Source organism: Polaromonas sp. (genome assembly GCF_039932935.1).
In the GTDB taxonomy this organism is placed as follows: domain Bacteria; phylum Pseudomonadota; class Gammaproteobacteria; order Burkholderiales; family Burkholderiaceae_C; genus Polaromonas.
The window spans coordinates 19512-33275 of sequence record NZ_JBDTPB010000047.1 but is presented as its reverse complement, the minus strand read 5'-3'; the positions used below and the strand labels follow the sequence as shown (position 1 = coordinate 33275).

The 13764-nt window shown below is 61.6% G+C and carries 12 protein-coding genes; 5 read left to right on the top strand and 7 right to left on the bottom strand.

Going from position 1 to position 13764, the window contains the following annotated elements; genetic code table 11:
* Position 1: 1 nt before the first annotated feature.
* From ABI546_RS08345 to ABI546_RS08335, 3 genes are read right to left on the bottom strand one after another with little or no spacing between them, the layout of a single operon-like run.
* Complete coding sequence (locus tag ABI546_RS08345) at positions 2–622, bottom strand: hypothetical protein (RefSeq protein WP_348045964.1); 621 nt, start codon at positions 620–622, stop codon at positions 2–4.
* Between the two features lie 3 nt (positions 623–625).
* A complete protein-coding gene (locus tag ABI546_RS08340; protein ID WP_348045962.1) occupies positions 626–1858 on the bottom strand; it encodes an RtcB family protein in 1233 nt (410 codons plus the stop codon).
* Between the two features lie 9 nt (positions 1859–1867).
* Positions 1868–2668, bottom strand: a complete 801-nt coding sequence (locus ABI546_RS08335; RefSeq protein WP_348045960.1) for a hypothetical protein — start codon at positions 2666–2668, stop codon at positions 1868–1870.
* A gap of 646 nt (positions 2669–3314) precedes the next feature.
* On the opposite strand from ABI546_RS08335, the gene rtcR reads away from it, so the two are divergent.
* Positions 3315–4913 (top strand): RNA repair transcriptional activator RtcR, encoded by a 1599-nt coding sequence (gene rtcR, locus ABI546_RS08330; RefSeq protein WP_348045958.1) that lies wholly within the window; start codon positions 3315–3317, stop codon positions 4911–4913.
* Between the two features lie 34 nt (positions 4914–4947).
* On the opposite strand, the gene ABI546_RS08325 is transcribed toward rtcR, so the two are convergent.
* Complete coding sequence (locus tag ABI546_RS08325) at positions 4948–5556, bottom strand: XRE family transcriptional regulator (RefSeq protein WP_348045956.1); 609 nt, start codon at positions 5554–5556, stop codon at positions 4948–4950.
* Between the two features lie 76 nt (positions 5557–5632).
* Between ABI546_RS08325 and ABI546_RS08320 the strand changes: the two genes are divergently transcribed.
* The 3 genes from ABI546_RS08320 to ABI546_RS08310 all read left to right on the top strand — a co-directional run bounded on the left by ABI546_RS08320 (position 5633) and on the right by ABI546_RS08310 (position 9362).
* The gene (locus ABI546_RS08320) at positions 5633–6766 is read left to right on the top strand and encodes an FAD-binding oxidoreductase (protein ID WP_348045954.1); all 1134 of its coding nucleotides are present in this window, start codon (positions 5633–5635) and stop codon (positions 6764–6766) included.
* A 75-nt stretch (positions 6767–6841) separates the two neighbouring features.
* Positions 6842–7831 (top strand): tripartite tricarboxylate transporter substrate binding protein, encoded by a 990-nt coding sequence (locus tag ABI546_RS08315; protein ID WP_348045952.1) that lies wholly within the window; start codon positions 6842–6844, stop codon positions 7829–7831.
* 13 nt (positions 7832–7844) lie between these two features.
* A complete protein-coding gene (locus ABI546_RS08310; RefSeq protein WP_348045950.1) occupies positions 7845–9362 on the top strand; it encodes an amidase in 1518 nt (505 codons plus the stop codon).
* A 113-nt stretch (positions 9363–9475) separates the two neighbouring features.
* Here ABI546_RS08310 and ABI546_RS08305 read toward each other — a convergent pair whose 3' ends face one another.
* Both ABI546_RS08305 and ABI546_RS08300 read right to left on the bottom strand, forming a co-directional pair.
* Entirely contained in the window at positions 9476–10504 is a 1029-nt protein-coding gene (locus tag ABI546_RS08305) for a hypothetical protein (RefSeq protein ID WP_348045948.1), read from the bottom strand.
* Between the two features lie 156 nt (positions 10505–10660).
* Positions 10661–12016, bottom strand: a complete 1356-nt coding sequence (locus tag ABI546_RS08300; protein ID WP_348045946.1) for a glycerate kinase — start codon at positions 12014–12016, stop codon at positions 10661–10663.
* 127 nt (positions 12017–12143) lie between these two features.
* Here ABI546_RS08300 and ABI546_RS08295 point away from each other — a divergent pair, with 127 nt between their 5' ends.
* On the top strand, positions 12144–12476 hold the full coding sequence (locus tag ABI546_RS08295) for an SMR family transporter (protein WP_348045944.1): 333 nt from the start codon (positions 12144–12146) through the stop codon (positions 12474–12476).
* A 12-nt stretch (positions 12477–12488) separates the two neighbouring features.
* Here ABI546_RS08295 and ABI546_RS08290 read toward each other — a convergent pair whose 3' ends face one another.
* Complete coding sequence (locus ABI546_RS08290) at positions 12489–13724, bottom strand: urate hydroxylase PuuD (RefSeq protein WP_348045942.1); 1236 nt, start codon at positions 13722–13724, stop codon at positions 12489–12491.
* Between the last annotated feature and the right edge of the window lie 40 nt (positions 13725–13764).

Genomic DNA, 13764 nt, shown 5'->3' with positions numbered 1-13764 from the left:
TTTACTTTTTTACCTCACCATTGGCACTGAATTCACTGTCGATCACATGCATCTTTTTATGCGCACTTTCAGCTATGGTTTGGTTATTTTTTGTTAAAGCCGTTTGTCCTAAAGCGGCGAGCGCCAGTGTGTTTGCTCGTAGGAGCAAGATTCGAATTTCATCATCGCTCAACCGAGCTTGCATCGCCCCATCGGAAAATTGACTTACTAATTGCGAAATCCCCGTATGGGTGAAATCGCAAAGTGTTCTGAACTGCAACTTGTGCAAAGAGAGCATTAGTCCAGGTTCCAGGCCTTGCTTAGACTCGATCCCTTCCAACAGTTGTTGATGGTTCGGCGGGTCGCCGCCTTGCTTGAAGGAAAGCAACTGTTCTGGCGTGGCCACTTCATATAGCCACATACCTCGCACCCAAGACTCCCACGCGCATCTCAAAAGCGCTTGCGCTGGAGCGAATAGGCCGACCTCGCACAATCGGGTAATAGCTGCTTGGTGCTGCCAAGTCACATAAAAGCACGCAATCGCAAGTTCACTTCGCCCATTTACTGTCACCTGGATCTTTTCAAATTCAGATATGACCCAGTCCGATAGCTCCAGGCTTTTGTCGATAAATATGTTCCGCATTGCTTACCCCTTGACGCACACCACCTGCTTGAGCGTGTAAACCACCTCCACCAGGTCGCTCTGCGCCGCCATCACGGCGTCGATGTTCTTGTAGGCCATCGGGATCTCGTCGATCACGTCGGCGTCCTTGCGGCATTCGACGCCTTCGGTGGCCTTGATCTGGTCGTCTACCGTGAACAGCTTCTTCGCCTGGGTGCGGCTCATGGTGCGGCCGGCACCGTGGCTGCAGCTCATGAAGCTGTCGGGGTTGCCCTTGCCGCGCACGATGAAGCTCTTGGCGCCCATGCTCCCGGGAATGATCCCGAGCTCTCCCGCCTTGGCGCTCACCGCGCCCTTGCGGGTCACGAACACCTCTTGCCCAAAGTGCGTTTCTTTCTGCACATAGTTGTGGTGACAGTTCACCGCCTCCAGATGCGTCTCAAACGGCTTGCTGATCACCTTGCGCAGCGCGCCAATGGCGGCCTGCATCATCACCTCGCGGTTCAGGCGCGCGAACTTCTGCGCCCAGCCCACGCCGCGCACATAGTCGCCAAAGTACTGCGAACCTTCTTCAAGGTAGGCCAGGTCTTTGTCCGGCAGGTTGCGCTGGTGCAGCTCGGCATCTTTCTTCGCAAGTTCGATGAAGTGGGTGCCGATGGCATTACCCACCCCACGCGACCCGCTGTGCAGCATGATCCACACCCCACCAGTTTCATCAAGGCAAACCTCGACAAAGTGGTTACCGCCGCCCAGGGTTCCCATGTGGCGATGGTTGTTGGTGTTTTTCAGGCGCGGATAGTCCAGGCAGATCGCCTCGAATTCATCGGCCAGCTGACCCCAGGCTGCATCGGCCGCACTGGGCGGGTTGGTCCAGGCGCCCACTTCGCGGACCGAGCCGTTCCTGCGATAGGTCTTGGGCGCAGAGCCGTGCGGCACGGCCTTTTCGATTTCCGAGCGTAGCGGGCCGAGGTTGTCGGGCAGGTCTTCAGCGCGCAGCGTGGTCTTGCAGGCCATCATGCCGCAGCCGATGTCCACGCCAACCGCCGCCGGAATGATCGCCTTGAAAGTCGGGATCACGCTGCCGATGGTGGCGCCCAGGCCATAGTGCACGTCTGGCATCACGGCCACGTGCTTGAACACGATGGGCAGGCGCGCGGAATTTTCAAGCTGCTTGAGCGCCTGGGCTTCCACCGGAACGCCGTTAGTCCACATCTTTACCGGCACACCGCCGGTGACTTCGTGTTGTTGATAGGTCATTTTTTTATCCTAATACGTTATCAAGTCAAATACGGTTTCCGCCATGTCCTGCGGGGTGATCCGGCTGCCGTAGTAGCAGGTAGGCGTCTGGTCGAGATTGTTCATCTCCAGTTTCAAAATCCGGCGCGCAAAGGTCTGGCGATGGCTTTCATCGGTCAACCAGGTTTGCATCACTTCCTGAAACTCGGGTCGATCTTCTGCGAATGCATTCCGGATACGTTGGTCTTTCCAGAATTCATAAAACCCGGCGCTCACGTAGTACAAAGTCGCGGCAGTGGATTCGTCCTTCAGCCAGTAGTCCAGCAGGGGCTTCAAGTCGATGCCGCCGATGGCGAACATCAAAAGGAACTCAAAGGCCGCATCACCACCATAACCCTCCCCTGACTGCCATGGATGCCGACTCAAGCAGTCGGCAAAGTAGGCCAGCGCAAAAGCATCAATGGCCGCATACTCCTCTGCCGAGAAAGCACCTGCCTCGCAATTTCCCAACCGGTCCAAATACAGTTCCGTGGAGTGATGCACCTCGGCACCGTTGGCCAGAAGTTCCAGCATGCGCGGCAACAGGTACTTGAGTTCATCCGGAGGTTGCGGAGCATCTTTCGCCGAGCCGTTGTACTCATAAAAATGCTTGGCGCTGATCTGCCGCAAAGGCAGTCGCCGCATTTCCTTTTCCAGCGCCTCGTCCATACAGCATGCCAAACATACATCCAGGCAATAGGATGGCGCCCGGTAGCCGCTGAAAACCGCATACAGACGGTCAACAGCCTGCTTCACCCCCGGTGAAAGCTCACGCTTTAAAGTGTTTTCCATTTTTATTCTCGTTTTCTGGTGGACGCGGCGGGATTCGAACCCGCATCAATACGGCGACCACGGTGTTTGAGGCCTGTGGCCCAGCTGACGGTTGGAAACGCGCGCCAGTGGCAGACCCGTCATCGGAGCCAGCACCTGCATCCTCAACCTTGCCCGTCAACCGGCTTTCCCGCCGCACCCGGTGTTACCCGGCCTGCCGGCAATACAACATTTTTGGCAGTGGCGCTCCCTTCTGTGCCAGCGCGCCCGTTATTCGTTCTTCATCTGCTTTCACAAACCCAACGCAGCTTCACCACCCGTTGAGCACCTAACCTAACCTGACGGGGCGGCTCCTCTACCCGAGCCGCCCCTTCCCACATGCCTTGCGCCAGGTGCATCCGTTGCCGCGGTGTACAGAAATTCAGGACATCCTGGGTTTCTGCATCAGTGGAGCCCGGCTTACCCGAACAACCCCTGTTGCGCGAACAACTTTCTCATCTGACATCTTCTTTATTGCAGGGTCCATGCCAGAGCCAGCTCATCTGTGCAAGATTTTCAAAAAACGATTGATTTCATTGGATTTTTTCTCTATTTCACATACCACGCGAGCTTAGTGATTCATTCGATAGCCAATAGTTTTTAGCTTTAAAGCTAGTACATTAGAAATATGAAGAAAAAAGTGGTGATGGGTTTCCTGGGCACCCAGCTTGATTCGGGCCTGAGTGCTGCCCGCTGGGAGAAATGGCGGCCGACAGTATCGATTGCGCAGCATGAAGACCTGGTCGTCGACCGGCTTGAACTGATGCACGACCCGCGCAACAAGGTGCTGGCCGAGCGGGTTCGCGACGACGTTATCCAGCTTTCGCCCGGCACCGAGGTTCGCCTGGTCGAAATGAGCCTGGCCAATCCCTGGGATTTCGGCGAAGTCTATGGCGCGCTGTATGACTGGATGCGCGCTTACGCCTTCGACACCGAGCGCGAGGAGTATTGGGCCCACATCACGACGGGCACCCACGTCGCGCAGATCTGCCTGTTTTTGCTGGTCGAGGCGCGCTTTATTCCCGGTGTGCTGCTACAGACGGCGCCGCCCCGGGGCCGGCAGCAAGGCCATGGCATAGGCAGCTACGAGCTGATCGACCTGGACCTCTCGCGCTACGACGCGATCAATGCGCGGCTTGCGGTGGCGCAGCAGGACGCGGTGTCTTTCCTCAAAAGCGGGATCGCCACGCGCAACCCACGCTTCAACACGATGATCGAGGAAATTGAGCGCATCGCCGTGCAAAGCAAGGCGCCCATGCTCTTGACCGGACCCACCGGCGCGGGCAAATCGATGCTGGCGCGGCGCGTCTTCGAACTCAAGAAGTCGCGCCACCAGGTCAGTGGTGGCTTTGTGGACGTGAACTGCGCAACCCTGCATGGCGACGGCGCAGCCTCCACCTTGTTCGGCCACAAAAAGGGCGCCTTCACGGGCGCGGCAAGCGACCGGCCCGGCTTGCTGCGCACCGCCGACAAGGGCGTGTTGTTTCTCGACGAGATCGGCGAGCTGGGCCTGGACGAGCAAGCCATGCTGCTCAAGGCGGTGGAAGAAAAACGCTTTCTGCCTGTGGGTGCCGACATAGAGGTTGAAAGCAGTTTCCAGCTGATCGCCGGTACCAACAAGGATCTGCGCGCTGAAGTCGCGCGCGGGCGCTTTCGCGAAGACCTGTTTGCACGTATCAACCTGTGGACCTACACCTTGCCGGGCCTCAGCCAGCGCCGGGAAGACATTGAGCCCAACATGGACCACCAACTCATGCTGGCGTCTGAAGACCTGGGCCGAAAAACCCGTATGACGACCGAGGCCCGCGTGGCCTACTTGCGATTCGCACAATCGGTTGAAGCCGTCTGGACCGGCAATTTCCGCGACTTGAGCGCATCCATCACGCGGCTTGCCACGCTGGGCGACAACGGCCGCATCGGTGTGAGCCTGGTGGAGGCAGAGATAGCGCGGCTGCGCTGGCAATGGCAGGAAACGACCCAGGAAACCAATTCTCCCGTCGTATCGCTGGTCGAATTGATGGGGAGCGCTGCGGACGCGCTCGACTACTTTGATCAGCTGCAGTTGCAAGCCGTAATCGACGTGTGCCGCAAAAGCGCCTCGCTAAGCGACGCCGGGCGGGCGCTTTTTAATGTGTCGCGCGCGCAGCGCAGCGTGGTAAACGACGCAGACCGGCTGCGCAAGTATTTGCTGAAGTTCGACCTGACATGGGAGAAGCTGTCGACCTGAGGCCTTGCCGGAAAGTTTAAGTAGCCAAGCCACGCTACTCGCTCATCACCACCAGTATCTGCGCATCGCTACGGCCCAGCGAGAGATAGATATGGCCAACGCCGCTGTTGAAATAGGCGGACTCATGGCGGCCGACTTCGATGATTTCGCCGGTTTCAAATTCAATGCGCACCCGGCCTGACAGCACCGTCACGAACTCCTGCCCGGGGTGGCGGATGAAGTCGGGAAACTGGTCGCGCTGCCGCACCATGATGCGGCCGTGCATCGGTGTCATGCGTTTGCCCGGAAACCCGTTGGCCAGCACGCGGTAGTCGTAGTGGCCCGAGCTGTAGGTGGCCTCGCCGCCCGCTTCGGACCACACCACGACGGGTGCTACAGCGCCGGGAGGCGCGGCGCCGCGCGCATCCATGAGCTGGCCCACGTCGAGCGCCAGTGCGCGGGCCACGGCGGCGAGCTTTTCATAGCTGACGGAGATCTGGCCCAGCTCCATCTTGGACAGCGTGGACAGCGCCACGCCCGAACGGCCCGACAACTCTTTCAGCGTCAACCGCTGCGCCTTTCGATGTTCGCGCAGGCTTTGGCCCAGTTGCTCGCGGTTGGCTTCCGGGGCGCTGGCGGGGGTTCGGGCTGGGCGTGCGGGCATGGTGTTTTCCCTTTGTTTGGGCCAAATCGGGTAAATCGGCTAGACAGGCATGATTCTCGCATGTGAGAATTCTCAAATGAGAGAATTTGACATCCTGATCTTTGGCGCCGGCATTGCGGGCGCTTCTTTGGCCTGGCGCCTGGCGGGGCAGCGCAGCGTTGCGCTGGTTGAGCGAGAGGCCCAACCGGGGTACCACTCCACCGGACGGTCTGCGGCCATGTTTATGGAAACCTACGGCCCGCCCATGGTGCGTGCGCTGACGCGCGCCAGCCGTGCCTTTTACGAGCGGCCGCCTGAAGGCTTTTCGCCTGCGCTGATGCAGCCGCGCGGCGTGCTGTACCTGGCCACGCACGGGCAGGAAAAAGAGCTCGCCGACACTCGCCGCGAGCTGTCGGTGAACTGCCCGGGGCTGGTCACTATGGATGCCCACACCACGCTGGCACATGTGCCCTGCCTGCGGCCGGAGCTGGTGCATGGCGCGCTGTATGACTCGGGCGCACAAGACATGGACGTGCATGCACTGCACCAGGGCTTTTTGCGCGGTTTTCGGCACAAGGCCGGTGCCGACGGAGAGCTGCGCACCGCCACCACACTGACACAGGCCACACACGACGGACAGCGCTGGACCCTGCAGTTCAGCGATGGCGAAGTGCTGCGCGCAAAGACCGTGGTGAATGCCGCGGGCGCTTGGGCCGACGCGCTGGCTGCCGTGTTTGGTGCGCAGCCCATCGGCCTGGTGCCGCACCGGCGCAGCGCCTTTACCTTCAAGGCGCCCGATGGCGTAGACCCTTCACCCTGGCCGGCCGTGGTGGGTGTGGATGAAAGCTATTACTTCAAGCCCGATGCGGGGCAGTTGCTGGGTTCACCGGCCAATGCAGACCCGACGGTGCCGCACGATGTGGTGCCTGAAGAACTCGACATCGCCATGGGCATTCACCAGATCGAGAGCGTTTCGACACTGACCATTCGCCGCCCTTCGAGCACATGGGCCGGCCTGCGTTCATTTGTGCCCGACGGAGAAATGGTCATAGGCCATGACGGCGCCTGCCCCGGATTTTTCTGGCTTGCAGCGCAGGGTGGCTATGGCATTCAGAGCGCGGCAGGCGCGAGCGCGCTGGCCGATGCGCTGATCCGCGAGACGGCACTGCCCGAAGAACTGGTTCAGCAAGGCGTTGAGGCCTCCAGGCTGTCGCCTGCCCGGTTGCGTTAACCCTTGAGTTCCCACCCGCCCTGACCGCCCCCCTTCCGATTGATCAAACTTTCAACGAGGCCTACCATGCACCCCATGTCTTTTAAAGCAATGCGCCGCACGCTGATCGCCAGTGGCATCTTCTTTTGCGGACTTGCAGCCGTGGGTGGAACCGCCCATGCCGCCGAGTTTCCGGATCGGCCCATCACGCTGGTCGCGCCCTTCCCGGCCGGCGGCGCGGCCGATGTGCTGGCGCGCATCCTGGGCAAGGCCCTGGGCGACCAGCTAGGCCAGTCGGTGGTGGTAGAGAACAAGCCCGGCGCCGGCACGGCCATAGGCGCGACCGCGGTGGCCAACGCCAAGCCCGACGGCTACACGCTGCTGGTGAGTTCGAACTCCACCTTCACACTGAACCCGGCACTGCAGCCCAAGCTGACGTACGACCCGGTCAGGAGTTTTGACGCGATCGGCATGGTCGGCTCCGTGGCGCTGGCAATGCTGGTGAATGCGTCGGTAACCGCAGCAGACGTGCACCAGTTCGTGGCGGCCGCCAAGGCCAACCCGGACAAGTACCTCTACGGCAGCTTCGGCAACGGCACCAGTTCCAATTTCGCCGGTGCGATGTTCAATGCGGCCACGGGCCTGAAGATGACGCATGTGCCCTACAAAGGATCCGGCCCGCTGATGACCGACCTGATGGGCGGGCAGATTCCAGTGTCTTTTGACACCGTGGTGGCCGCATCGCCGCAGCTCAAGACGGGCAAGGTGCGCGTGCTGGCTGTGGCCATGAACAAGCGTTCGGCGCTGCTGCCGAATGTGCCGACCATGGCCGAAGCCGGTTACCCAGCCGTTGATATGAACGCCTGGCTGGCGGTGGTGGCGCCCAAGGGCCTGCCCGCTCCCGTGAAGGCCAGGCTGGATAAGGCGCTTGCCACGGTGATGGCCAACCCTGAAATTATTGAGAAGCTCAAGGCCGCGGGGTTTGAGCCCGGCTACAGCGCCATCGCTGACTGGTCGGGCATGGTCACGTCCGAGATCGCGCGCATGAAGACTCTGGCCGAGCGATCGCAAATCAAGACGGACTAAACAGAACTCGACCATGCATTCCACGTTGCCCGACATCTCCGCCGTTGAACTCCGCCGACTGATCGGCAGTCGCCAGCTTTCTCCGGTAGAGCTGATGGACGCCTGCATAGACCGTATCGAAAGCCTGAACCCTGCGATCAACGCCATCTGCGCGACCGACTACGAGCGTGCGCGCCAGACTGCACGCGAGGCCGAGGCACAGGTCATGCGCGGCGGGCCATTGGGGCCGTTGCATGGACTGCCGCTGGGCGTGAAGGACCTGCAGGACACCGCGGGCCTGCTGACCACTTACGGCAACGTGGGGCTGCGCGGCAACGTGCCGGCCAAAGACAACGCACTCGTGGCAAAGCTGCGCGCGGCGGGTGCCATCGTCACGGCCAAGACCAACGTACCCGACATGGGCGCGGGCGCCAACTCACGCAACCCGGTGTGGGGCGCGACGGGCAATCCGTTCAACCCGGCACTCAATGCCGGCGGCTCTTCCGGCGGCTCGGCGGCGGCGCTGGCAGCCGGCATGCTGCCGATCTGCACCGGCTCCGACACGGGCGGCTCGCTGCGCATTCCCGCATCGCTCTGCGGCGTGGTCGGCCTGCGGCCCTCACCCGGGCTGGTGGCCAACGACGCGCGGCCGCTGGGCTGGTCTGTCATTTCCGTGCTCGGGCCCATGGGGCGCAATGTGGCCGATACGGCCTTGCTGTTTGCCGCCAGCGTGGGGGCGGACGCACGCGACCCGATTTCCTACCCTGTGGATGCCTCCACCTTCTGGCCTTTGAAGCAGGCAGACCTTTCCACCTTGCGTGTGGGCACCACGGAAGACTTTGGCATGTGCATCGTGGACCCGGAAATCCGGCGCGTGTTCCGCCAGCGCGTGGAAGCCGTCCGGCCGCTGGTGGCGAGCTGCGAGCCTGTCGACCTGCAGCTGGGCGATGCCGACCGTGCCTTTGACACGCTGCGCGCAGAAAGTTTTGTGGCCGCTTTCGCAGACACCTACCGCAACACCCCCGAAACGCTGGGGCCGAACGTACGTGCCAACATGGAAATCGCCGCCGCCATCACGCTGGCAGACCGCGCCTGGGCACACCTGGAACAGACACGTATTTCGCGCCGCTTTGCCAAGGCTTTCGAGCAGTACGACATCATCCTGGCGCCCGTCACGCCGGTCACGCCCTTCCCCTGGACGGAGCTGTATGCCGGCAACATCGACGGCCAGGCCATGCGCAACTACTACCACTGGCTGGGCCTGACCTATGTGGTGACGCTGGCAACCAACCCGGCGCTGGCGCTGCCTTGCGGCAAGGACGAGCATGGCATGCCTTTCGGGCTGCAAGTGATTGGGCGCCTGCATGCTGATGCGCAACTGCTGGCTGCAGGCCAGGCGCTGGAGCAGGCTTTTGCGGGCAGCGACACATTGCGCCGGCCGACGCCGGATCTGGTTGCACTGCAAATGGCACGGCCAGACCTCAAGTCCATCGTCACGCATCCGCCGGAATTGGCGGCGGACGCAAGCACCGGCGGCATCACGGCTGTTTAATGCCTCGCCGCTGTTTTATGCATCAAATCGCGTCGCAGTCTATACAGGGCGGGCGCAAGCAGCTATAAAATTCATAGCGTAAACGCATCGCCCCGGGCACGGTGCCACAACCCTCACATGGCGCGGTTCAGGTCTACCTCCAGGCCGGTCCGTTTCATCTCGCGTGCCAGTAGAAGCCGCCACAAGCCCGCGTCGTCGACTGTGACGCATGTCGTGCCCTTCAGCACATCCGGCAAAGCGCCCTCTTCGGACATCAGGCAGGCAAGGCGGTTGCGGCCCAGCACGGCAAGCATGAATCCGATGGCGAGCATGGCCTCAGGCGCATCGGACTTGTTGCCCGGCAAGACCAGCAAAAACGCTACGTTGCGCAAACCTTCAAGCTGCTCGACGGAAACGGTGTCGAGTATGGCCGCCTCCAGCCCGAGCTGCTCCATGAACTCGCACGCTTCGCCCGCGGCATCGCCACCCAGGCCAAGAATGGCCACGCGGGAGCCGGGCGCGGCTTGCGGCGCAGCACCAAAAGAGGAAGAAGCGGAGTCGGGCTTGGGCATGGTCATCCTCGTTGTGGTGAAAGGCGATGGCGATGGCGATGGCGATGGCGCGGGGGTGGGTGCTGGTGCTGGTGAGGGCGCAGGAGGCGGTTCTGGTTCTGGTTCTGGTTCTGGTTCTGGTTCTGGTTCTGGCGCAGGAGGCAGAGCCTTTGCGGGCGGCGGAGGCGACACCGGTTTAGCCTCCACAACCGGGGCCGCTACTGGCTCTGCAGTGTCCTCCCCATTGAGGCGATCAGTCAGCAGTTTCTTGGCCGCATTTGTTCGGGTGATGGCCAGCTCTATCCCTTGCTTGACTTTCTCGTGACGCTCGTCGTCCGTGAAACGGTCGCCAAAGGTTTTATCCAGCAGGAAGTCCTGCGTGACAACGGCACACTGCCGGTACTCGGGCGTGCTCGCGCCAAATGCGTCGGCAAAGGTGGCATTGGTTTTCTTTTGCAAGGCCTCCATGCCCGAATCCCAGCCATGCTGGGCGCTCGAGACATCGAAGGCCCGCAACATCTTGATTTGCCGGTTGAGCTTTTCGATCGCATTCTCGATCGATGCCTTATCGCGGACACCTGTCGATGACGGCGTATTTTTGCTGTTGGACATGCAGATTCCTCATGCGACCAGGCCACACTGTAACGGCTTCCCCGTCCGGGCCGCGGCACGGGCCCCAGGCCAAAGGCCGTTCCGCAAAAAAATTGCCAGCCTGCCGGGTTTAAAGATCAAACAGGCCCGCAGCCCAAACAGAATAAGCGCAAGCAGCTACAAAATCAATAGCGCGCGGAAATCGTTGACGTTGGTGTGCGTGGGCCCGGTGACGACGAGGCCGCCCAGCGGATCGAAGTAGCCATACGCATCGTTGCGGTCCAGGTACTGGTCCAGCTTCATGCTCTTGGCCAGTGCGCGCTTCAATGTGTCCGGCGCGACGAAAGCACCTGCGTTGTCTTCCACGCCGTCAATGCCGTCGGTGTCGGCCGCCAGCGCATACACGCCAGGCTGGCCTTGCAGTGCCAGTGCCAAGCCCATGCAGAATTCGCCGGCGCGGCCGCCTCTGCCGCGAGGTGTTCCTTCCGCTTGCTTACGAATGGTCACTGTGGTTTCGCCACCGCTCAAGATCACACAGGGCTTGCTGAAAGGCTGGCCTTTCAGTGCCACGGCACGGGCCAGTGCCGCATGCACCCTGCCGACTTCGCGCGACTCGCCTTCCATCTCGTCACTCAGGATGTAGGCCTGCAGGCCGGCTTCGCGCGCCACGGCGGCAGCGGCTTCCAGGCTTTGCTGCGGCGTGGCGATCATGTGCACTTCGTGGCCTTTGAAGGCCGCATCACCGGGCTTGGGCGTTTCGAGCGCGCCCTGCTCCAGCAGGCTCATGATGGCGCCGGGCACTTCAATGCCGTAACGTTGCAAGATGGCTACCGCCTCCACACAACTCGTGGCATCAGGCACCGTGGGGCCGCTGGCGATGATGGACGGGTCGTCGCCCGGCACATCGCTGATGGTGAGCGTCACCACGCGCGCCGGCGCGCAGGCCGCAGCCAGGCGCCCGCCCTTGATGCGGGAGAGGTGCTTGCGCACGCAGTTCATCTCCGAAATGTTGGCGCCGCTGTTGAGCAGCGCCTTGTTGATGCGCTGCTTGTCTTCCAGCGTCAGGCCTTCGGCGGGCAAGGTCAGCAACGCGGAACCGCCGCCAGAGATGAGGCACAGCACCAAATCGTTTTCAGTCAACCCCTGCACCATGGCCAGGATGCGCTGGGCGGCTTCGAGGCCGGCTGCGTCGGGCACCGGGTGCGCGGCTTCGACGATCTCGATGCGCTGCTTCAGGCCTTCGGGCCGCGGCGGAATATGGTGGTAACGCGTAACAACCAGGCCTTCCAGTGGCGCATCAGCCGGCCACAGCGCTTCAACCGCCTGCGCCATGGAGCCGCCGGCCTTGCCTGCGCCGATGACGATGGTGCGGCCGCCGCTGGCGGGCGTGGGCGGCTTGGGCAGAAAGCGTGCGGTGTTTTCCAACGGCAGGGCGCGCCTGACGGCGGCCTGGTAAAGATGCTCCAGGAATTCGCGCGGCTGCTTTGCCGGGTCTGGCGTGACGTTGACTTCGGGGGTTTTGGCTGCGGTCATTGAAATGTCTCCAACCCCGGATTGTGCCGTGGTAACCGGGCAGTAACCCGACGGAACGGGAGGTTTTAAGAGGCGGCGCGCGGGAAGCCCTGCCTAGAATGATTCATCACCACCCGAGAGACCCCGCATGAACTCCTACCTCGCCCTGGGCATCGCCATCGTTGCCGAAGTCATCGCCACCACGGCATTGAAGTCCAGCGACAGCTTCACGCGGCTCGTGCCTTCGCTGATCACCGTGGCCGGCTACGGCACGGCGCTTTACTTCCTGACGGTGACGATGAAGTCCATCCCCACGGGCGTGACGTATGCAATCTGGTCAGGTCTGGGCATCGTGCTGATCAGTATCACCAGCTTTTTTGTTCACAACCAGAAGATCGACCTGTGGGGCATGGTCGGTATGGCGCTGATCATCGCGGGCGTGGTGGTGCTGAATTTGTTTTCGAATTCGACCATGGCGTGAGTTGCCGGGGCGTCAATCCGTTTTCGCGCCCGCCTCAAACCAGCTTTTGACGGCCAGCCGCTCGGCGTCGGTAATGCCGGTGGCGTTGTTCATGGGCATGAGTTTGCTGACCACGACTTGCTGGTAGACCTGCTGCGCGTGGCTCTTCAGCGTCGCAGGTGAATCAAGCCGTACGTTCTTCATCTGCACCTGGGCGCCGTGGCACAAGTAGCAGCGCTGGGCCATGATGGCCTGCACGTTTTGGTAGTCATTTTGGCCTGCAGCCCGCACAGCGACTGGACTAGAAGCTCCTGAATTTATAGCAATTGGAGCCATCGCAGGCGCCGGCTTCATCCACACGATCACGCCAATGATGACGGCCAGGCCCACCAGCGCATACGCCAGCGGGTGCCGGTTGCGACCCAGCTTGTAGCCGTGGCGCAGCACAAAGAACTGGCGTATGGCGGCGCCGGCCAGCATCATCAGAATCAGCACCAGCCAGTTCTGCGGATGGCTCCAGGTAAAGCTGTAGTGGTTGCTGAGCATGGCAAACAGCACCGGCAGCGTGAAGTAGGTGTTGTGCACGCTGCGCTGCTTGCCGCGCTGGCCGTGCACCGCATCGACCGGCTCGCCGGCCTTGATGGCGGCCACGACCTTGCGCTGGCCGGGGATGATCCAGAAGAACACATTGGCGCTCATGGCGGTGGCCATCATCGCGCCCACCAGCAAAAAGGCCGCGCGCCCGGCAAACCAGTGGCAGGCCAGCCAGGAGGCGGCGCACACCAGCACCGCGACCAGCGCGCCGACAATCGCGTCCCCATTTTTCTTTTGACCGAACCACTGGCAGATGCCGTCGTACAGCATCCAGAACACCACAAAGAAGGACAGCGCCACAGCGCCGGCCGCGCCGGGCGACCAGTTCATCAGCGATTTGTCGACCAGGTAGGTGCCGGCGTTCCACAGATAAGAAATCGTGAAGAGCGCAAAGCCCGACAGCCAGGTGCTGTAGCTTTCCCAGTAAAACCAGTGCAGGTGGGCCGGCAGTTGCGGCGGCTTGACGGCGAATTTGACAGGGTGGTAAAAACCGCCGCCGTGCACGGCCCAGAGCTCGCCGCTGACGCCCTGCTTTTTGAGGTCTTCATCTTCGGGCGGCGTGAGGCTGCTGTCGAGAAAGACAAAATAAAACGAGGAGCCCACCCAGGCGATGGCGGTGATGACATGGACCCAGCGCAGCAGCAGGTTGGCCCAGTCGAGTAGGTAGTTTTCCATAGCGCTCAACTTATGCAAGGGCTGCTCACCACTGCGGGCG

Coding starts and splice junctions, on each gene's coding strand:
- ABI546_RS08295 (WP_348045944.1), top strand. CDS start 12,144: ATGAACTCCTACCTCGCCCTGGGCATCGCCATCGTTGCCGAAGTCATC.
- ABI546_RS08290 (WP_348045942.1), bottom strand. CDS start 13,724: ATGGAAAACTACCTACTCGACTGGGCCAACCTGCTGCTGCGCTGGGTC.
- ABI546_RS08340 (WP_348045962.1), bottom strand. CDS start 1,858: ATGACCTATCAACAACACGAAGTCACCGGCGGTGTGCCGGTAAAGATG.
- ABI546_RS08325 (WP_348045956.1), bottom strand. CDS start 5,556: ATGCCCGCACGCCCAGCCCGAACCCCCGCCAGCGCCCCGGAAGCCAAC.
- ABI546_RS08305 (WP_348045948.1), bottom strand. CDS start 10,504: ATGTCCAACAGCAAAAATACGCCGTCATCGACAGGTGTCCGCGATAAG.
- ABI546_RS08300 (WP_348045946.1), bottom strand. CDS start 12,016: ATGACCGCAGCCAAAACCCCCGAAGTCAACGTCACGCCAGACCCGGCA.
- ABI546_RS08320 (WP_348045954.1), top strand. CDS start 5,633: ATGAGAGAATTTGACATCCTGATCTTTGGCGCCGGCATTGCGGGCGCT.
- ABI546_RS08315 (WP_348045952.1), top strand. CDS start 6,842: ATGTCTTTTAAAGCAATGCGCCGCACGCTGATCGCCAGTGGCATCTTC.
- rtcR (WP_348045958.1), top strand. CDS start 3,315: ATGAAGAAAAAAGTGGTGATGGGTTTCCTGGGCACCCAGCTTGATTCG.
- ABI546_RS08310 (WP_348045950.1), top strand. CDS start 7,845: ATGCATTCCACGTTGCCCGACATCTCCGCCGTTGAACTCCGCCGACTG.
- ABI546_RS08345 (WP_348045964.1), bottom strand. CDS start 622: ATGCGGAACATATTTATCGACAAAAGCCTGGAGCTATCGGACTGGGTC.
- ABI546_RS08335 (WP_348045960.1), bottom strand. CDS start 2,668: ATGGAAAACACTTTAAAGCGTGAGCTTTCACCGGGGGTGAAGCAGGCT.